This is a genomic window from Streptomyces sp. NPDC032472, from assembly GCF_040636955.1.
Classification (GTDB): Bacteria; Actinomycetota; Actinomycetes; order Streptomycetales; family Streptomycetaceae; genus Streptomyces.
The window spans coordinates 41,054-60,698 of record NZ_JBEZVK010000031.1; the positions used below are offsets into that span (position 1 = coordinate 41,054).

Genomic DNA, 19,645 nt, shown 5'->3' on the forward strand with positions numbered 1-19,645 from the left:
GGGCGCCGCGGCTCAGACCGGTTCGGGCTGCCGTTCGCGCCGCGGCTGCGGCAGCCGTACGGAGGCGTCCTGCCGTTCCCACGCCCTGGTGGTCCGCACGTAGCCGTAGATCACCGAGCCCATCGCCAGGACGACCAGCGGCCCGAACACCCACGGGTGTCCGGCCATCTGGGTGGACAGGTAGCGGTACGAGGACAGCAGCGCGGCGAAGACGACCGTGCCGTACACCGTCAGCCGGATGCCCCGCCGGTCCCAGCTCTGGTCGTGCGCGCGCAGTGCCGCGTCGATCGTGAGCGTGAACACCACGCCGCCGACGATGTCCGCGCCGTAGTGGTAGCCGAATCCCAGCGTGGCGCCGAGGGTGGCGATCAGCCAGAACGTGCCGAGCCAGCGCAGGGCCCGCGGGCCCTTGCGGGAGTGGAGGAAGATCGCGGTGGCCCAGGCCGTGTGCAGGCTGGGCATGCAGTTGCGCGGGGTGACCCCGTCGAAGGGCATCGGCTGCGGGATGCCGACGGGCGACGGCGTGTTCGGCCACAGGTCGGCGACCGCCCAGTGCCCGCCGTCGGCCCCGTAGGCGAAGATCGGTCCGACCACGGGGAAGATCATGTAGATGCCGGGGCCGAGCAGCCCGATGACGAGGAACGTGCGCACGAGGTGGTGGCGCGGGAAGCGCCGCTCGGCCGCCACGTTGCGCAGCTGGTACAGCGCGACGAGGACCGCACCCACCGCGAGCTGGATGTAGACCCAGTCGAGGACGTGGGCGCCGACCGTGCCGGTGGCCTCGACGATCCGGCCCGCCACCCAGGACGGGTTGCCGAGCGCGTGGTCGGCGGTCGCCACGTACTGGTCGAGCACCATCGGTCGGGTCTTCGAGGTGATCAGCAGCCAGGTGTAGCCGGTCTTGCGGCCGGTCACCAGCAGCAGGGCCAGTCCGACGCCCTTGAGCAGCAGGGCGCGCTCCCGCCCGGTGCGGCGCGTGACGGCGATGACGGCGCAGCCCAGGGTCACCCACAGCGCGCCGTTGCCGAACATCATCTGGGCGCCGACCGCCCACCGCACCAGCCAGAAGACCAGGTCGATGCCGACCGCGGCGCCGATGGCCCAGAACCGCTGCCGCCACGGCAGCACGACCAGCATCAACGCCATGCTGGCGTACAGCACCGTGCCCGACTGCGGCGCGAGGATCACCTCGCGCGACTGGACGGTGATCGGGCCCGGCACGCCGTAGTGGCGCGCGGCGATCTCCAGGGCGATCAGGAACCCGAGGCCCACCACGCTCACCGCGGCCCACAGCAGGACCCGCGGCCGGCGCCATGCACCGGACCCGTCTCCCCCGTCTGTTCGCGCACCCGCTCGCGCTATCGCAGATATCAATTTTCAGCCGATGTTCATGTTTTCAACTTGGTCATGGTTGGTCCGCACATGCTAGACCGCTCCCCCGCGGAGGGGAGCACTGCCTACGGCCTGGTCAGTCCGAGCGACGGCGGCGGCGTCGTCCGTAGTGCCACAGCGCGCCCGCCACGACGGATGCCGCGATCAGGACGATGGCCACCACCGGCCAGGGGCTTCCGGCCATCCGAAGGTTGAACAGATGGACGAGCAGCACCAAAAGCACCGGAAGCACTACGAATCCCATGGCCCGCACCGCGGCGGCCAGCATGCCGGGGTCCAGGCGGGACGTGGGGCTGCGCTGCGAAGGCAGCGGGGCGTCGGTCAGGTAGTACGCCGCGGCGCGGCCCAGCACCTGGCGGGTTGCCCTGCGGTACGACACCGCCATGTACGGCAGCCAGACCAGCGGGGCCACCGTGCCCACCAGGAACGTCACACCCAGGAGCGCCCAGCGGCCCACCAGGACGAGGCGGTCGCGGGCGGTCGGAGGGGGGTCCGTACGGCGGGGCGGCATCAGCCCGAGGAGTTTGGCCATGCGCAGGACCAGGGCGGTCAATACGGAGAACCGGCGGCGTCGCGGGCCGTCCCCGTCCGGCTCGGGCGGTCGGCGGTCCTCGGCCCGGTCCGCCGCCAGGGCCTTCTCCGCGGTTTCCTCGTCCTCGTAGACCCCTTGCAGCACCAGGAGTTCGGCGGCCCGCCGCGGCGCCGTCGGGTCGTGGCCGGCCAGCGCGGCCAGCTCCAGCATCGTCCGGGCCTGGCTCAGCAGCGCCGCGCAGAACGCGACCGGGACGAAGACCAGGAACGGGCCGCCGACGAAGGCGCCCTCGCTGACCGTCCTGCGCATGCCCCGCGCGACCGCCTCGGCACCGAGCGAGCCGACGTCCGCGTCGGGCCGCTCGGCGCGCAGCCGGGCCACGCTTCGTGCGGCACGCGGTCCGGCGTGCCGCAGCGCGAAGTCGGCGAGCAGTTCGGGCATCCTCTGCGGCGTGCGCAGGACCGCACGCAGGAGGACCTCAGGCGCACCCTCGGGAGCGGCCACCTCGCCCTCCGTTTCCCGGGCACCCTCCTGCGCACGTTGCGGTCAGTGGGATGCGAGGACCTTCGTCTTGGCCTGCTCGTACTCGGCGGGGGTGATGTCGCCGTGGTCGCGCAGCGCGGCGAGCTTGGACAGCTCCTCGCCCGTCGTCGGAGCCGCGGACGGGGCGCTCTCGGCCGCCTGCTGCACGTACGACCGGAAGGCCTGCTCCTGCTCACGCACCTGCTTCACGTCGCGTTCGCCCATGCCGCGGCCGCGGGCGAGGAGGTACACGAAGACGCCCAGGAAGGGGAGCAGGCAGACGAAGACGGTCCAGCCGGCCTTTCCCCAGCCGCCCAGGCTGTCATCCCGGAAGATGTCCGAGATGACCTTGAAGAGCAGGAAGAACCACATGATCCACAGGAAGAAGTAGAGCATGGTGAGGAATGCGTTGAGCAGCGGATAGTCGTTCATTTTCGCCTCCGTCGGGCCGCCGCCCCGATGTCGGGGCGGCGAATGCTTGGCCTACTCCACGCTCCCTCCGCTCGTCCGCCGGCCGCATCACCCGCTCCGGGTGGGGTGGCCCGCCTCCCGGCCGGGATGCGGACCGTCGCCCGGGGCGGCCGCGAGGATGCCGAGGAGGAACAGGACGACGACGACGATCCCGAAGACGATCGCCACGACCGCGGATGTCGGATGGTTCCAGAGCAGCAGGGCCAGCGCCCCGGCCCCGATCACCACGCCGGTCGTCCAGCGCCGGTGGCCGTCCAGCCACCGCCCCGTGGAACCGGTCCGCAGGCCGAGCCGCGCGAGCGAGTGCCCTGCGGCGCCGGTGGTTCGGCCGGCCGCGGTGCGCACGACGCGGGCGCCGCGCCCCGGCCCGTACAGGTACGCGGCCAGCAGGATGACCACGGCGAGAACGATGAGCGTGCGGGCGCTCTCCCGCAGGAACCGCACCAGCGTGTCGTAGATGACGGCGGCGGCGTCCGGCGGCAGGGTCGCTGGCGGCACCGAGTCGAGGTAGATCTGCCGGGCCACGGCCAGGGCAATGAGCAGCACCGCCATCATCACGCCCACTCCGATGGCGGTGGCCATCAGCCACACCCGGTGGGCGGGGGCGCACCAGATGGCGAGGGCCGCCAGGGCGAGGGCCACCACGGGCAGCCACACGCCGACGACGTTCAACAGCCGCATGGCGTCCTGGGCCTGGTTGAGTTTGTCGACCTTGAGCAGCGGGATCTGCTTGTCCACCTCGGGGATGGCGGACGCCTTCTCGAACCCGGCATCGACGAGGCGCTTCTTGAGCTCGTCGGTGAGCGTGCCGAGGTTGAGGACGATCGTGTCCCCGCTGGCCTGTACGGCGCTGGAGCCCTCACCGGTCAGCACCTTGACCACGGCGGCCTGGGCCCGCCGGTTGGCCTCGGTCCACACCGTCTCGAACTGGTCGCTCGTCACCACTTTGGCCACCACTGCGTGGACCGCCGAGGTGAGGGCGCTCTTCAACGGGCCTTCCAGCGCCTGCGACTTCTCCACGATCACGGGCGGCGCGTCGGCCTTCTCCAGGGCCCGGCCGAGCGCCTCGGTGATCCCCTTGACGTCGACGTTGGAGACGACCCGGTTGGTCAGCCGGTCGGTCACCGCGTTCTGCACGGCGGGCTCGTCGGCGAGGGGGGCCACCGTCTGCACGTACCGGTCCGTGTCACTGATCGTCTCGTCCAGCCAGGCCGCCACGACGGCGACCGGCGACAGCAGGAGCGCGAGCAGGAGCAGGACCGAGGCCCCCGAGTAGCGCACCCGCCGGTGGCGCACCGTGGCGGCCTTGCGCAGCCGTCTGTACTCCGCCTGCTCCTCCGCGCTCAGCGGGGGGTGGGGCCCTTGGGGGCTCTGGCCTTCCGGGGGGACCGGGGCGGTCGGGTCCATGTTCTTCGTCCCTCCTTCGGTGCCCGCAGGCGTGGCCCGCGGGCGGTCGGTCGGTCAGCCCTCGGCCGTCGGTACGCGGCCTGTCCGCGCGGCGTCGACGAGCGCGTCGTAGTCACGCAGGTTCTGTTCGGCGTACGTCTCGGCGAATGCGGTCAGCGCCCGGTCGAAGGTGTCGGCCATGCCGAGGTAGGAGGCGATGGCGACGGGGTCGCCGGAGCGGGCGTGGCCCCGGGCGAGGGAGAAGCCGCAGGCCCGGGCGAGCAGGCGCAGGCCCTCCGGGCGCATCGTCTCCACGGGGGCGCCGCCCTTCCAGTCGAGCAGCTGGCGGACGTAGAAGTCGCGGCTCAGGCCGTCGATGCCGGTGGCCCGCATCCAGCCGAGGAAGATGTCGCTGGTGGCCTGCATCAGCCGCTGTCCGGACACGACGCGCTGGCCCTGGCTCTCGTAGGAGACCGGGGCGGTGTAGGGGGCGAGGACGGACTCCTGTGCCTCTTTCGCCTGGAGCAGGAGCGGGTCGTCCTCGTCCCGGCCGGCCAGCAGGACGATCCAGCAGCGGGTGCCGACGCTGCCGACGCCGACCACCTTGCGGGCGATGTCGACCAGGCGGAAGCGCGCGAGCAGTGTGCGGCGTTCCGTGGACAGGCTCTGCGCGTAGGCCTCGACGAGGCTGCGCACGGCGGTGTCCTGGTCCGTGCGGGCGGAGTCGTCCAGCAGGTCGGACAGGGGCACGATCAGGGGCGGGTCGGGCGCGATGCGCAGCTTCCCGTCGACGCGGTGGGTGAGCTTGGCGAGGGCCTGGCGGTGGTCCTTGGTGCGGGCCTTGGCCAGGGTCCGGTCCATGCGGCGCAGGATGCGGTCGCCGCCCTGTGCGGCGATCAGGCGGAGGTCTTCGGAGTCGTCCTGGGCGTACCAGACGTCCAGGACGCGCATCTCGGCGAGGCGCCGCATCCGCCGCCGGTACGCCGAGGCGGCCTCGCTCACGACGGCGGCCCGCTCCTGCGGGGTGAACCCGTTGTCGCGGCCGGCGACGGCGAGGCTCCCCGCGAGCCGTTTGACGTCCCATTCGAAGGGGCCGGGGTACGTCTCGTCGAAGTCGTTGACGTCGAAGACGAGGGAGCGCTCGGGCGAGGCGAAGAGGCCGAAGTTCAGGACGTGGGCGTCCCCGCACAGTTGGACGGTGAGGCCCGTGTGAGGTGCGCGTCCCAGGTCGCCGGCCATGACGGCGGCGGCACCGCGGTAGAAGCGGAAGGGCGACTGCAGCATGCGCCCGTGCCGGATGGGAACCAGTTCCGGCACCCGTGTCTCGGCCTGGGCCAGCAGCACCTCGACGGGGTCGGGCCTGTCCTCGCCCGGATCGAACCACGCCTGCTGGGAGCGCGGTACGTATCCGCGCGCCCGCTTGCCGCGCTCGGCGCGCTCGGCCAGGGTGAGGGCGTGGACCGGGGGGACTGCGGACGTGGTCACGGTGCTGCCGCCTCCTGCCTGCGTGGGTCCTGGGCGACCCTGCCCGGTCAGTCGGGCAGGCGTCGCATCTCCTCGACGTGCAGCCCCAGGTCCCGGAACCGCCCGAGCAGGCCGTAGAGGTGTGCCTCGTCCGTCACGGTGCCGAAGAAGAGGGTCTGCCGGGCCGCCGGGGACTCGCTGAGTTCCGGGAAGGCATGGGAGACCGGCTCGGACACGTGGCCTGTGATCCGAAATTCGTAGCGCATGGGCACCCGTCCTTCCCTCCCAGTCGCCGCAGCCCGTCGGGCCCGCCTCGTCCATGGTGGGCAGCGGCCCGTCGGCGCACTTCACCCGTCGCAGGTGAGGAGGGGCCGCGCGGGTGGCGGCGGCGTCACAGCATGTGCAGCTCGCGGGCGCGTTCGACCGCGTCGCGCCGGCGGGAGACGCACAGCTTGCGGTAGATGCCGCGCAGGTGGGTCTTGACCGTGTTGACGGACAGGTGCAGCTCGGCGGCGACCTCCTCGGTGGACATCATGCGCGCCACCTGCCGGAGGACCTCCCGCTCACGGCGGCTCAGCTCCTCGACCACCCGGCGGTCGGCCGGGCCGTGCGGGGTGGCGAGCCACGCGTACGAGTCGCTGCGCCCGTTGAGGCCGGCGGCCAGGTGCCGCACCCAGGGGCCGGCCTCCGTGAACGGCCGCCTGAGTCCTTCGGGGCGTGCCGTGTCGAGGGCCTGGACGAGCAGGGTGCGTGCCGTGTCCTCGTGGCCGTCGAGGAGTGCCCGGTGGGCGCGCAGCAGGACCAGGCGGACCCGGTCGGGCACGGTCACCGCATCGGACTCCTCCGCGGTCTCGATCAGCTGCAGGGCCTGTACGGGGTGGTCGGCGGCGGCCCGGACCTGCGCGAGGGCCACGGTGTGCGAAGGGGGGCCGGCCTCCGCCGGAACGTGGTCCAGGGCGGTGGCCGCCGCGTCGACGTCGCCGCGGGCCAGGGCCGCGGTGGCGTAGGCGACGGCGAGGCGCGCGGCCGGCCCGGGCGGGGAGGCGGCCGCCTCGTCGAGGTGGCCGTCGAGGTGGCTGCGGGCGGCGTCCCAGCGGCCCCGGGCAGTTTCCAACTGCGCGCGGAGCACCGACCACTCGATCAGCAGGTCGGGGTCGCGATGGGTGTCGGCGAGCAGTTCGGCGCGGTCCAGCTGCACGGCCGCCGCGGCGAGCTCCTCCCGTTCGACGGCCACGGCGGCGAGTGCCAGGCCGGCCGCACCGGAGCGGTGGGAATCGGGGATGCCGTGCTGGTCGGCGATGGCCAGGGAGGCTGCGCCGTGCTCCTCGGCGAGGGTCAGTGCTCCGGCGACGGCGTCGGCCAGGGCCAGCCGTCCCAGACAGCGGTGGCGCAGCAGCACCGTGGCGTCGCCGGAACAGGCCCGCACCGCCTGTTCGAGGCCCTCGCGGGCGGACTGCAGGCGGCCGCCGCGCAGGCAGGCGCACGCCTGGCCGTAGAGGCGCAGCGGCTCTATCTCGGGGTGGCGGATGCATTCCTCGGCCGGTACTCGCGCCAGGAGTGCGGTGATCCGGTGCGCCGCCTCGTCGGCGGGGCCGGGGGCGGACAGCAGCCGCAGGAGGGCGGCGGTGAGCCGGTCGGCCGGTTCGGCCTCCAGGCCGGGGCCGTCCGCTCCGTCCTCGGCGCGGGCGAGCCGGGAGCGACAGCCCTCGACGTCCTGGCGGGCCATGCAGCAGGCGGCGGCGACGAGGGCCGGTCTGGCGCCGGGGGTGTCGTCGGGCATGCGGGAGAAGGTGTCGGCGGACGGGGAGGCACCGGAGCCGGCGAGGATGGGCGCGACCAGCAGGTGCCGGACGGTCTGGGCGGCGGCGAAGCTCCAGTCGCCGCCCGCGGCGGCCTCGTCCACCGCCTCGGCGCTGCGGCCCTGTTCGGCGTACCAGCGGGCGGCGCGGCGGTGCAGCAGGGGTTCCAGCTCGGGCTGCCTGCTGCGCAGGTGGGCGCGCAGGACCTCGGCGAACAGGGGATGGAAGCGGTACCACCGGGTGCCGGGGAGCGGTTCGACGAACGCATGGCAGCGGGCCAGGTTCTGCAGGATGCGGCCGGAGTCGGTCCGCCCGGTCAGGGCCGCGGCGAGGTCGGGGTGGACGTGGCTCAGGATTCCCGTGCGCAGCAGCAGTTCGCGGGCCGGCTCGGGCTGGACGGCGAGGACCTCGGTGAGGAGGTAGTCGGACACCGCCTGCTCGGACGCGGTGAAGGAGCGGGCGAAGGCGGCGGGGTCCTCGGAGCGCGCCATGGCGAGCGCGCACAGGCGCAGGCCCGCGGCCCAGCCCTCGGTGTGTTCCAGGAGGAGGTCCACGACGTGGTCGTCGGGGGCGGGCCCCTGGCCCCGCAGCAGTTGGACCGCCTCGCGCCGGGTGAACGCCAGGTCGTGCTCGCGGATTTCGTGCAGGCGGCCCTCGGCCCGGTAGCGGTGCAGCGGCAGCGGCGGGTCCTCCCGGCTGATGAGGACCAGCCGCAGGGCCGGGCCGGCGCGCTCCGAGACGAACCGCAAGCCGCCGTGTACGGCCTTGCCCCGGGCCTTTTCCAGGCCGTCGACGACCACCACGAGCGGACCGGGCGCGCCTTCGAGTGCGGAGGCGAGACGGATCAGCAGCGAGCGGTCGACGTCGTCCGCGCAGACGGGTGTGCCGAGGGCGTCCTCGGCCAGTTCGCCGGAGCGCCGGAGCCCTTCGATGACGTAGGCCCAGAAGACGCCCGGGGTGTCGTCCTCGTCGAGCGTCAGCCAGACCACGGGGCCGGGCGCGGACGCTGACCGGGCCCACGAGGCGGCCAGGGCGGTCTTCCCGACGCCGGGCGCTCCGGTGATCAGCGTCAGCGGCCCCTCGGTCCCCCGGGTGAGCCGGTTCAGCAGCCGCTGTCGGCGCACCAGGCCGGGGGCCTGGAAGGGCACGGAGAGTTTGGCGGCGAGCAAGGGGTCGCCGGTCAGAGGCACGGTCATGAGGTCATACCCCCGGTGGAGCGGCTCAGCACGGCCGGGGCCGCTTCTCTCGGCCCAGGTGTTCGTGTCCGCTCCCCGCCGCCGGAGCCGCTGCCGGGCGGTGGCGGGGCCCCGAGCACTGCCCTCCCATGGTCACGTCCCGCCGTCTTGATCGCACGCCGCGCACATCGCCCGGCCCGGGCGATGCGGGCCGGCCGGGTCCCGGTCGCCAATGGACGGGGAACGGGTGTCGCGGAGTGGAGGTGGGCTGCGTGGGCATGCACGCCAAGGCCCGGGTGGCGCTGCTGGCAGGCGTGGCGGCGCTCGCCGTCATGCTGGTCTTCGCCGGACTGCGCAGCATCGTCCTGGTGGCGGTGGGCCTGGCCGGGGTGGCCGTCACCGCGGCGACGGCGTGGCTGTTCCTCGCGCACCGCGGGCCGGTCCGCTGGATCGCCCTGGCCCTGGCCGTGGCGGCGCCCGTCGCCGTGATCCTCTCGTACGTACGCGCAGAGCTCCTGTGGGTCGTGCTGTGCGCGGCGGCCCTGTGGGCGCTGGCCGTGGAGACGGGACGGTCGGCGCTGGCCGACGAGGGGCGGTCCCGCATGCCGGGGTATCCGGCGCAGGCGTCGCAGCACCCCTTCCTGATCATGAACCCGCGGTCCGGGGGAGGGAAGGTCGCCGCCTTCCACCTGCGCGAGAAGGCCGAGGCCCTCGGCGCCGAGGTGGTGCTGCTCGACCCCGACCGCCACGAGGACGTCGCAGAGCTCGCGCGCCGAGCCGTGGACCGCGGCGCCGACCTCCTCGGGGTCGCCGGGGGTGACGGCACGCAAGCCCTGGTCGCCGACGTCGCCGCCGAGCGCGGGGTCCCGTTCCTGGTCATCAGCGCGGGCACCCGCAACCACTTCGCGATGGACCTCGGGCTGGACCGGCGCGACCCGTCGAGGTGTCTGGACGCCCTCACCGACGGCATCGAACTGCGCGTGGACCTCGGCCGCCTGGGAGAGCGCGCATTTGTCAACAACGCCTCCTTCGGCACCTACGCCGAGGTGGTCCAGAGCCCGGCGTACCGCGACGACAAGATCGGTACGATGCTGAGCCTGCTGCCGGACCTGCTGGCGCACCACGCCGGCCCCCGGCTGACGGTCCGCGCCGAGGGCACCACGGTCGAGGGCCCGCAGGCGGTGCTGGTCAGCAACAACCCCTACGGAACCGGTGACCCGGCGGGCCTGGGCCGGCGCAGCCGGCTCGACGCGGGGGTCCTCGGCGTCCTCGGCGTGAAGGTCGACAGCGCCGCGCAGGCCGCGGGCATCCTGCGCGGCCGGTACGCCTCGGGACTGACCGCGCTGACCGCCCGAGAGGTGCTGGTGGACTCGGACGCGCCGCTCGTCAGCGTCGGGATCGACGGGGAGTCGCTCACGGTGCCGGCACCGGTGCGCTGCCGTGTGGAGCCCGGCGCGCTGCGCGTCCTCGTACCGAGGCACCGGCCGGGGAACCGCGCGGGCGTCCCGATGGACTGGGCCGGTGTGCGCAGACTGGCCCTGACGGTGGGCCGGGCGGCGGGCGGCCGCCGGCCGGAGCCGCCCGCAGGGCCCGCGGGCGGGCGCGGGGCGGCGGCGCGGGAGCAGCCGGGTGCGGCGGCGCGGGAGGAGCCCGGTGCGGCCGGGGCCCGCAAGCGGCACTGGCACTGGCGGCGCTCACCGGACCGGGCGCCCGTCGACTACACGGGCGCCGTCTACGGATCGCTGCTGGCCGCCTCCGTGATCGTCGGGGCGGGCACGCTCGGGCAGTACCCCCGGGTGGAGCTGAGCGCAGTACTGCTGTGCACGGGCCTGGTGTTCTGGGCCGCCCACGTCTACGCGCACCTCTTCGGCATCTCGCTGACCGAGGGGGGCCTGACCTGGCACGAGTTCCGGGCGGTGTGCAAGGACGAGCGGTCCGTCGCCGAGGCCGCGGTGCCCCCGGCCGCCGCCGTGGCGATCAGCCCCCTGCTCGGGCTGGACCTCAAGGGCACGCTGTGGCTGGCGTTCGCCGTCGCCCTGTGCGGCCAGATCGGCTGGGCCGTCGCCGGATCCGTGCGCGCGGGGGCGCCGCGCCGTCTGGTCGCCGCGTCCGCCGCGGTCAACCTGGTGCTCGGCGCGGTGATCGTGGCTGCCAAATCGGCCCTGTCCCACTGAGGAACGGCGCGGCGCGCCCATCCGTGTGCACCCCGGCCCCCGCGGCACCGCATGCCCGTGATCCGGCGTGGCGTGGTCCATGCTGTCACCCAGGACGGGTGAGGGCCGGGCGGGAGGCAGGATGGACGCGACGGACTCCGCCCACGGCGGCGCTGCGCCCGGCGGACCCGCGGCGCCCGCCGACGGCCGGCGCCGGCCCGGCCGGGCGGCGCTGGCCGTGACCCTCAGGTCCCTGAGCACGGTCGCCCTCGTCGTCGCCGCGTACTACCAGCTGCCCTTCAGCGGGCAGAACGTCGACGCCACCGGCCTCGCCCTCGGCCTGAGCGCAGTCGCGGTCATCTTCGCCGTGCAGATCCGGTCGATCGCCCGCTCCGACCACCCGCGGCTGCGGGCGGTCGAGGCGCTCGCCACGACGATCCCGCTGTTCCTGCTGCTCTATGCGACGGCCTACTACCTCATCGAGGCGTCCGCGCCCGGGAGCTTCTCGGAGCCCCTCACCCGCACCGATTCCCTGTACTTCACGCTCACGGTGTTCAGCACCGTCGGCTTCGGGGACATCGTGGCCGTCTCCGAGCCCGCGCGGGTCGTGACGATGACGCAGATGGTGGGCAACATCCTGGCCGTCGGCGTGGCCACGCGGATCGTGTTCGGTGCGGTGGAGGCAGCCGTGCGACGCCGGTCCGCCGACACCCGGGCCCCGCAGGGACCACAGGAACCGCAGGGACCACAGGAACCACAGGAACCTCGGTAGCGGTGCCGGCACCGGGTCGCCGAACCACCCGTCACGGGTGAGGGCACGGCCGGCCCGCGCACCGATCCTGAAGGCGAACAGCGGGGGCCGGAAAGAGAAGGATCACCATGGCAAACACACCGACCACGTCACGCGGCCACTCCGCAAAGACCCTGGCGGCTGCCGGAGGACTGGTGGTATTCGCCGCCGTGATGCTGCTCGTCGCCGGAGTGCTCGGCATCTGCCGCGGCATCATGGGCATCGCCCGCGACGAAGTGTTCGTCCGGACGCCGCACTACATCTTCCAGTTCGACGTGACCGCGTGGGGATGGCTGCACCTGATCTTCGGCATCATCGCCGTGGTCGTGGGCGCCGCCCTCTTCAAGGCACCCCTGTGGGGGCGCATCGCGGGAGTCGCCATCGCGGCCGTCGTCATCCTGCTGAACTTCCTCTCCCTGCCCTACTACCCGTTCTGGTCGCTCATCGCCGTCGCCATCAGCGGCTTCGTCATCTGGGCGCTGTGCATCATCTCCCCGGCGGACATGCAGTGACGGGGTGGGGCGCCGGTACGCGGCACACCGCGTACCGGCGTCTCGCGCGCCCGGAGGATCACCGCTCCGGGGCTGCTGCTCCGCCCGGTGAACGGGGCTGGGAGGTCGGGATCCGCTGGGTGAAGAGCAGCGCGATGAGGGCGGTGAGGCCGAGGATCCCGAGTGCGGCGCGCAGTCCCTCCAACCGGGCCTCGGCATTGGCTTCGAGGGCAGCCTGGGACACCTCCGGGCTCGCACCCGCGTTGTCCAGGGCCGTCTTCAGGTCGGCGTCGGAGAGGAACGGCACCCCGCTGTCGAGTTCGGCGGACGCCTGCGTCTTGACCGATTCGGGAACGGCCGGGTTCTGCTCGATGCTGGTGATGAACGAGGAGGTCAGCACCGCGAGCATGACCGACCCGGCCAGCGCCGTCCCGATCGACGCACCGAGGTTGGTCACGGAGTTCTGTACGCCGCCCACCTCGGCGCTGCGCTCGTCCGGTACGGCGGACACGGTGACCGAGCCCAGCTGTGACGCCAGCGCGCCCATGCCCAGTCCGATCAGCAGGAGCGGGATCGTCACGACACTCGCGCCCGCGTCGGCATCGAGCGCGGCCATCAGGACCACCGCACCGGCCAGCAGCGCCAGGACCCCGAGGCGCACCACCCGGCGCGGCGACACGTTGGGCAGCAGCCGGGGGATCAGGAGCGCCGCGGCCATCAGCGTGGCCGACAGGGGCAGGATGTGCACCCCGGTGGTCAGGGCCGACAGGCCGAGGGCGACCGACAGGTACAGCGGAACGAGGAAGAACACCCCCATCTGCACCAGGTACTGGAAGAAGAACATCGTCAGGCCGCCGGTCAGCTGCCGGTTGGCCAGCAGTTGCGGATCCACGAGGGGTTCCCGGCCCTGCCGGGCGACGCGGGCCTCCCAGGTCATGAAGAGCCACATCAGGAACAGGCCGGCCCCCATCAGCCACACCACCGGCGAAAGCCCGAGCCAGGCCGGCCCACCGGATTTCGGCAGGAACCAACCCCAGACCGAGGTCCGCAGCACACCGAAGACGAAGAGGCCGAGGCCGAGGATGGACAGCAGGGCGCCGACGAAGTCGATGCCGGGCCGGGCCTCGGCCGGGGCGTCGGCGACACGGCGGGCGAGCAGCAGGATGACGATCACGAGGACCACCTCGCCGGCGAAGACCCAGCGCCACGAGAAGTAGGTCGTCGCCAAGCCTCCGATCAGCGGCCCCACCGCGATCGCGACGGCGCCGGCCGCGGTGACGAGCCCGTACGCGGCCGGCCGTCGTTCGCGGGCGAAGTTCTCGGCGACCAAGGCCACGATGGCGGGCAGGATGAGGGCCGCACCGATGCCCTCCAGGAACGACCAGCCCAGCAGCAGCACGGGCAGGTTCGGGGCGATCGAGGTCGTGAACGACCCGCAGCCGTACACCACGCCACCGATCATGAACGCCCGCTTGCGGCCGATCATGGCCCCGACCTTGCCGCCGGGAATCATGAACATCGCCATGACGAGGGTGTACGCGGTGATGGCGCCCTGGATCCCCGACACGGTCGAGTCCACGTCGGCCGCGACCGTCGCGATCGAGACGTTCATGACCGAGCTGTCCAGCGCCATCAGGAACTGCGCGGACGCGAGCGCCAGCAGCGTGGTCCGGGCGGACGTGGGACGCGGCGAAGTGCCTCCGGGTGCCATGCCCGCAAGCATCCCAGCCCTGACGCACCCCCCGGCCGCGACGCGCCCCACACGACTCCGAGGCCCCGGGGACACCGGCACTGCACCGTTCTCCTCGCCGGACGTTCTCATGCGGTGGGAGGCGGTGGAACGGGCTTGCCGAAGGCGTCCGCGAGCGCGGCATTGATCAGCCCGGGGCGGTGGAAGAGCGTGGCCGTGAAGCCGGGAATGCTGCGCGGGCGGCGGCGGCAGGCTCTTGCCGGTACCCATGGCCCGGCCGAAAACCAGCAGAGTGCCTCCGGCACGTCGTGGTCAGTCCTCGGCCAAGTGGGTGAGACGCCCCGTGCGGCCGGGCGCCTCCGGGTCCGGCGGGGAACCGATCGGATCGGGCCGCAGCGGCCCGACCCCGAGCACACACGGAGGCGACATGGGACACGGCGGAAATGTGATCGACGAGCTGATGGCCGACCACCGCGAGGTGGAGGAGATGTTCAGCCGTATCCACGGCATGACCGGCGGCGGTCAGGAGCTCCGCGATCTCATCGACGAGATGACCATCGAGCTGGTGCGGCACTCGGTCGCCGAGGAGCAGTACCTCTACCCTGCGGTGCGTGAGCACGTCGAGGGCGGCGGGCCGATGGCGGACAAGGAGATCGAGGACCACGGCCGCGTCGAGAAGATGCTCAAGCAGCTGGAGAAGATGAGTCCCGACGACGCACAGATGGGCCCGCTCCTGCGGCAGCTCATGGACGAGGTCGCCGCCCACGTCCAGGACGAGGAGACCAACCTCTTCCCGATGCTGAGAACGGCCTGTACCCCGCAGCAGCTGGACGATCTCGGTGACAAGATCCGCCGCGCCAAGTCCATGGCACCCACCCGCCCGCACCCCGCCGCACCGAGCAGCCCCACGGCCAGCAAACTCCTCGCACCGGGCGCCGGTCTGGTGGACCGGGCACGCGACTTCGTGACCGGGCGCGGCAAGTCCTGAACCCCGGTCCGGGGCGGCGGGCCCCCAGGTACGCGTCCGGGCCCGCCGCCCCCGGAAGGACGGTGACGTGCGTCATGCCGCACGCCTGTCGCTTCCGGCTACGCTGGATGCCCCACGAGCGGAGCGGCGCAGCTTCGCGCCGCAGCTCGCGGACCCGGCACGGGCCAGGGCGAGCACGCCCCCGAGGAATCCGCTGTGTCCGCCGATCTCACACCCGTCATAGCCGCCGGCACCCGCTGGCTGCTGACCGCTTTCCCGCCCGCCCCGGGCGCCTTCAGCCAGGCCCTGGCCGAAGCCCAGGCCCGGCAGGCCGTCACCGTCGCCGCCGCCCTGCGGTACCCGACCCCGCTCGACGCGGAGCTCCTGCACCTCCTCGGCCCGGGCGGAAGCGCCGGGCTGGACTGGCTGACCGGCGCCGACCACGGTGACGACGACGCCGAGACCGGCTGGCGGACCTGGGTGGACGAAACCGTCGTCAGCTGGGCCGCCTGCCTCCTCGCGGCGCCCGCCCTCGCCGTCGATGCCCACCACCTCGTCGATCGCGGCCAGGCCGGCGAGGCCACCCGTCTCACCCGCCCCGGCGACCGCGAACACGACGCCGCGCCCCTGCTGCGCCATCCCGACCTGCTCGAGCCGGTCGCCGCCCTCCACCGGGCGCAGCTGCTGGACCTGCTGGCCAATGAGAACGCCGCCCTGGGGTAGGGCCACGAGGAATCGCACGACCCCGAACTCATGTTGTCGTACACATGAGCGATGCCCCTCTGCATGCCCGTGCCGAGCAGGGCCGTCCCGACGCCGCGACCGTCCGTGAGCACCTCGCAGCCGACCGCGCCGACACACTGGCGCGGATGGCAGCGGTGGGCCGGGATTTCGACGGGATCGTCGCAGCGAACGCCTTGGTCGCAGTCGACGACGAGCACGACCCCGAAGGAGGGACCACCGCCTTCGAGCGCGCCCACGTGGCCTCCCTGCTGACACAGGCACGCGAGCATTTGGCAGAACTGGACCAAGCCCTGGGCAGGGTCGAACACGGCACCTACGGGCAGTGCGAAACCTGCGGCAGGACGATCCCGCCCGAGCGCCTGGAGATCCGCCCGGCGGCAACCACCTGCGTGTCCTGCGCCCGCCCCGACCCCCGCCGGTCACCACGGCCCGCGTAACACCCGGCGCGCCTGCGACCACCACGGGACCACCATGGCTACGGGATGCACGAAAGGCCGCCCTCTCAGCATGAGAGAACGGCCTCCGACCTGCGAAAGCAGAGTCGGGACGACAGGATTTGAACCTGCGAGCCCTTGACCCCCAGCGGGTCAGGGGTATTTTCTGGATATAGCGGGCTTAATCTGGGCGTAGGTTGTGCACGGGATGGCCCATCGTGCACCGCCGCGCACACCGTGTGGTCCCCAAATGGTCCCCAAGATGCTCGGTGTCCTGCCATCGGGAGGCCGGCGATGACTGCACGGCAGCCAAGGAGCGAGCTCCCTCCACTCGTTTCAGGGGCTTGCGGATAGCATCCTGCGACCAGGCCTGAATGGTGCCTGCGACTGGTGAGTTCAGTCCCACGCGCTCCATCGCAGCAGAGAAACGGATGCCTCGTGAGCAATGCTCGCCCCGGCGGGCGGGTACAGCCCAGCCGCCCAGATGACCCCAAGCGGGTCGGCCCGTACCGCATCATCGGGCGCCTCGGCTCGGGCGGCATGGGCACCGTTCACGCCGGCCTGAACGCCGCAGGCCTCCGGGTCGCGGTCAAGGTCATCCATCCTGCTCAAACCGATGACCCTGAGTTCCGCGCCCGTTTCCGCCGCGAGGTCCAGCTCTCCGCCCGCGTCCAGGGACCGTGTCTCATAGCCCTCCTCGCGGCCGATCCGGACGCGGACACCCCATGGCTGGCCACTGCCTACGCTCCAGGTCTCACCCTCGACCAACACCTCACAGCGCACGGCCCCCTCACCGGCGCCACTCTGCTCGCCTTCGCCGCTGGCACCGCCCAGGCCCTCGCGGCCATCCATGCGGCGGGGGTCGTCCATCGGGACGTCAAACCGCAGAACGTCATCCTCACCCCGGCCTGCCCCCGCGTCCTCGACTTCGGCATCGCCCATGCCGCAGACGGCACGTCCGTGACCCGAACCGGCGTCATGACCGGCACCCCCGGCTGGGTCAGCCCCGAGCACTACCGCACCGGCTCCGCCGGACCCCGGCGCGCCCCGCGGGCCGACCCCGCCGGTCGGGCGCGCGGCTGCGCTGGGTATGGCGGAGCTGGAGGCGCTGATCGTGTGGGGCATGGCGCGCCCACCTCGCCTGCGATCCCCACCCGGGGCAGGGATCGCAGGACGGGAATCCCGTCGCCTGAATGACCGTGAGGCATGAGCGAACTCATCGGCCCATCCGGAACGATCCGGGTCACATGAGCCTGCGGGCTGCTCGTCCGCCTGTCCGGCTCAGGCGAACAGCTCGGCCAGCATCTCGGGGCCGATGGCGATGGGGGCGGGGCGGTAGGCGGGAGGCTGCGTGCCCATCAGCTCGCGCACCAGGAAGTCCCAGCAGCGTGTGCGGACGTAGGCCAGGTGGTCGATGAACGTGTGCTCGGCCCCGGGCACGATGAGCAGTTCGAAGTCCTTGCCCGCGGCGATGAGGCGGTCGGCCAGGCGCAGTGTGTGGTCCGGGTGGACCTGGTCGTCCATTTCGCCGTGGATCAGGAGCAGTTTGCCCGCCAGACGGTCGGCGAGGTCCACGTTGGAGGTGCGGGCCCAGGCCTCGGAGTTGTCCGTGCCGTCGTAGGTCTCCACGAAGCCGGCGTTGAAGTGCCGGGCCTCGTGCGAGCCGGAGAGGGCGGCTCCGGCCTTGTACGTCTCGGGGAAGTCCAGCATCGCGCGGGCCGCGGCGAAGCCGCCTCCGGAGTGGCCGAGCACGCCCACGCGGTCCAGGTCCATCCACGGCCGGGACTCGGCCAGCTGCCGCAGGGCCGCGACGTGGTCGGCCAGCCCGCCCGCGTCGGCCAGGTGGCCGTAGGAGGTGTCATGGAAGGCCTTGTCCCGGCCGGGGGTGCCGCGTCCGTCCAGTGCCACCACCACGAAGCCCAGCGCCGCGAGGGGTTCGGCGTCGAGGCCCATGCCGCCGGGGTCGAAGCAGGGGGCGACCCGGTTGACCTGCGGGCCCGGGTAGACGTTGTCCACCACGGGGTAGCGGTGGGCGGGGTCGAACGCCCGCGGCCGGTACAGCACCCCGTAGAGGTCCGTCACCCCGTCGGCCGCCTTGACGCGGAACCGTTCCGGCGCGGTCCAGCCGGTGGCGGTGAGCTTGCCGATGTCTGCGCGCTCCAGTTCCACAAGGACCCGGCCGGTCCAGTCGCGGACCGTCGTCACCGGCGGGGTGTCGACGGTGGACGCGGAGTCGATGAAGTACTGCGGGTGGACGGTGACGGTGTGGTCCCGGTCGTCGTCCGTGAGCCGGGCGAAGCCGGAGCCGTCCAGGGCGACGCGGCAGACCGTACGCCGGTAGGGGTCCTCGTCGACCTGCCCGGAGGCGGTGAAGTACACGACCCGCTCGGCCTCGTCGACGCGCAGGATCTGCCGTACCGCCCACGGCCCGGAGGTGACCTGCCCGAGCAGCGCGCCGGTGTGCAGGTCGTATCGGTACAGGTGGCCCCAGCCGTCCCGCTGGGAGTACCACAGCACCTCGGCGGCGTCGGCGAGGACCCGCACGATCGGGGGCTCGTACCCGAACTGGTTGGGCTCCACGCGGGTGTCCCCGGTCTCGCTGAGCACGGTGGTGACCTCGCCGGTGACCGCGTCCAGGCGGTACAGGGTGAGCGTGCGCAGGTCGCGGGGCCGACCGAGGTAGTACACCGCCGAGCTGTCCTCCGCCCACCAGGCCCACTTGGTCATGATGGGCGACAGCTGAGGCATGAGGAGCGGATCGGCCTGCGCGCGGACCACCGTGCCCGCGGCGACGTCCAGTACGACCAGTTCGGCCAGCGGTACGTGCTCGTCCCCGGGGTAGGCGTACCGCTGGGTGTGCAGCGCCGGGGCCCCGCCGTCGGCAGGCCTGGCCTCCACCAGGTGGGTCCGCCGGACGTCGCGCTCGTCGGTGCGGTGTGCCAGCACCTTCGTCGAGTCAAGCGACCAGGCCACCGCGGGCGGCATGTACGGCAGGCCGATCTTGCGCAGCAGGGTGCCGTTCGCCGTGCAGTCCGGGCCGGTGCCGTACTGGTAGCCGGGCACGCCGTCGGTGGTCAGCGCCCATTCGCGGCCGTCGGACAACGAGCGCGCCCAGAGGTCTTCCCCTCGCCGGGAAACCGCGGTCTTCCCGTCGGGTGACGGCACTTCGAGGGGATTGCCCGGCGGCGTGAACTCGGCCCGCTCGCAGGTGTAGTCGTCCAGGTCGCAGCGCCACCACTCGCCGAACGCGTCGAACTCAACAGTGTTCGAGGCCAGTTGTATCGCCGTGGTCGGCAGGAATTCGGGGTCGGCCTGCTGCCCGGAGGCTGCGGCCAGCGCGGCGGCGAGCCGGGCGTGGTCGAAGGCCGGCTCACGGGTGCCGGCCGCCGGGTCGACCAGCACGAACCGCTTGCCGACGCCGTTGCTCACCGCGTACCAGAAGCGGGTGTCTCCGTCGATCCACTGCGGCCTGATCCTGTCGCCGACGACGAGCTCACCGGGTCGGGCGGGCCGGCACAGGAGCTGCTCCGCGGCCTGGTAGTTCTGAGTGGTGCTCATTTCTTCGGTCCTTCTTCGGTGTCGGTTTCGGGCATGGTGGCGCCACGGTGGCGCCTTCACGGCAGGGCCGTCGGCTG

At 72.8% G+C, this 19,645-nt stretch carries 14 protein-coding genes and 2 pseudogenes; 7 read left to right on the forward strand and 9 right to left on the reverse strand.

Annotation, left to right across the window (positions count from 1 at the left end; all coding sequences use genetic code 11):
- Positions 1–12: 12 nt before the first annotated feature.
- From AB0F11_RS21785 to AB0F11_RS21815, 7 genes are all read right to left on the reverse strand, one after another.
- Positions 13–1,281: a phosphatase PAP2 family protein gene (locus AB0F11_RS21785; RefSeq protein WP_362176153.1), complete on the reverse strand. Its 1,269-nt coding sequence runs from the start codon at positions 1,279–1,281 to the stop codon at positions 13–15.
- Positions 1,282–1,468: 187 nt separating this feature from the next.
- Positions 1,469–2,428, reverse strand: coding sequence for a hypothetical protein (locus tag AB0F11_RS21790; protein ID WP_362176156.1), 960 nt, complete (start codon positions 2,426–2,428; stop codon positions 1,469–1,471).
- Positions 2,429–2,470: 42 nt separating this feature from the next.
- The gene (locus AB0F11_RS21795) at positions 2,471–2,878 is read right to left on the reverse strand and encodes an SHOCT domain-containing protein (RefSeq protein WP_362176157.1); all 408 of its coding nucleotides are present in this window, start codon (positions 2,876–2,878) and stop codon (positions 2,471–2,473) included.
- Positions 2,879–2,965: 87 nt separating this feature from the next.
- A complete protein-coding gene (locus AB0F11_RS21800; protein ID WP_362176159.1) occupies positions 2,966–4,324 on the reverse strand; it encodes a hypothetical protein in 1,359 nt (452 codons plus the stop codon).
- 54 nt (positions 4,325–4,378) lie between these two features.
- On the reverse strand, positions 4,379–5,788 hold the full coding sequence (locus AB0F11_RS21805; protein WP_362176162.1) for a DUF2252 domain-containing protein: 1,410 nt from the start codon (positions 5,786–5,788) through the stop codon (positions 4,379–4,381).
- A 47-nt stretch (positions 5,789–5,835) separates the two neighbouring features.
- On the reverse strand, positions 5,836–6,033 hold the full coding sequence (locus AB0F11_RS21810) for a hypothetical protein (RefSeq protein WP_362176165.1): 198 nt from the start codon (positions 6,031–6,033) through the stop codon (positions 5,836–5,838).
- Positions 6,034–6,158: 125 nt separating this feature from the next.
- Positions 6,159–8,762 carry a LuxR C-terminal-related transcriptional regulator gene (locus AB0F11_RS21815; RefSeq protein WP_362176168.1) on the reverse strand — a complete coding sequence of 868 codons (2,604 nt, stop codon included), beginning with the start codon at positions 8,760–8,762 and terminating at the stop codon, positions 6,159–6,161.
- A gap of 257 nt (positions 8,763–9,019) precedes the next feature.
- Between AB0F11_RS21815 and AB0F11_RS21820 the strand changes: the two are divergent.
- The 3 genes and pseudogenes from AB0F11_RS21820 to AB0F11_RS21830 all read left to right on the forward strand — a co-directional run.
- Positions 9,020–10,300, forward strand: a pseudogene (locus tag AB0F11_RS21820) (diacylglycerol kinase family protein); the annotation flags it as partial.
- 736 nt (positions 10,301–11,036) lie between these two features.
- Positions 11,037–11,666, forward strand: a complete 630-nt coding sequence (locus tag AB0F11_RS21825; RefSeq protein ID WP_362176171.1) for a potassium channel family protein — start codon at positions 11,037–11,039, stop codon at positions 11,664–11,666.
- A gap of 107 nt (positions 11,667–11,773) precedes the next feature.
- Positions 11,774–12,196, forward strand: a complete 423-nt coding sequence (locus AB0F11_RS21830) for a hypothetical protein (RefSeq protein WP_362176174.1) — start codon at positions 11,774–11,776, stop codon at positions 12,194–12,196.
- Positions 12,197–12,254: 58 nt separating this feature from the next.
- Here the strand turns inward: AB0F11_RS21830 and AB0F11_RS21835 are convergent, their stop codons facing one another.
- Positions 12,255–13,886, reverse strand: coding sequence for an MFS transporter (locus tag AB0F11_RS21835; RefSeq protein WP_362176177.1), 1,632 nt, complete (start codon positions 13,884–13,886; stop codon positions 12,255–12,257).
- A gap of 406 nt (positions 13,887–14,292) precedes the next feature.
- On the opposite strand from AB0F11_RS21835, the gene AB0F11_RS21840 reads away from it, so the two are divergent.
- The 4 genes and pseudogenes from AB0F11_RS21840 to AB0F11_RS21855 form a co-directional block, all read left to right on the forward strand.
- Positions 14,293–14,853 carry a hemerythrin domain-containing protein gene (locus AB0F11_RS21840; protein WP_362176180.1) on the forward strand — a complete coding sequence of 187 codons (561 nt, stop codon included), beginning with the start codon at positions 14,293–14,295 and terminating at the stop codon, positions 14,851–14,853.
- Between the two features lie 195 nt (positions 14,854–15,048).
- Complete coding sequence (locus AB0F11_RS21845) at positions 15,049–15,555, forward strand: hypothetical protein (protein ID WP_362176183.1); 507 nt, start codon at positions 15,049–15,051, stop codon at positions 15,553–15,555.
- A gap of 44 nt (positions 15,556–15,599) precedes the next feature.
- Positions 15,600–16,013 carry a TraR/DksA C4-type zinc finger protein gene (locus AB0F11_RS21850; RefSeq protein WP_362176186.1) on the forward strand — a complete coding sequence of 138 codons (414 nt, stop codon included), beginning with the start codon at positions 15,600–15,602 and terminating at the stop codon, positions 16,011–16,013.
- 510 nt (positions 16,014–16,523) lie between these two features.
- Positions 16,524–17,045 (forward strand): annotated as a pseudogene (locus tag AB0F11_RS21855) (serine/threonine-protein kinase); the annotation flags it as partial.
- Positions 17,046–17,291: 246 nt separating this feature from the next.
- Here AB0F11_RS21855 and AB0F11_RS21860 read toward each other — a convergent pair.
- Positions 17,292–19,568: a DPP IV N-terminal domain-containing protein gene (locus AB0F11_RS21860; protein ID WP_362176189.1), complete on the reverse strand. Its 2,277-nt coding sequence runs from the start codon at positions 19,566–19,568 to the stop codon at positions 17,292–17,294.
- Positions 19,569–19,645 lie beyond the last annotated feature (77 nt).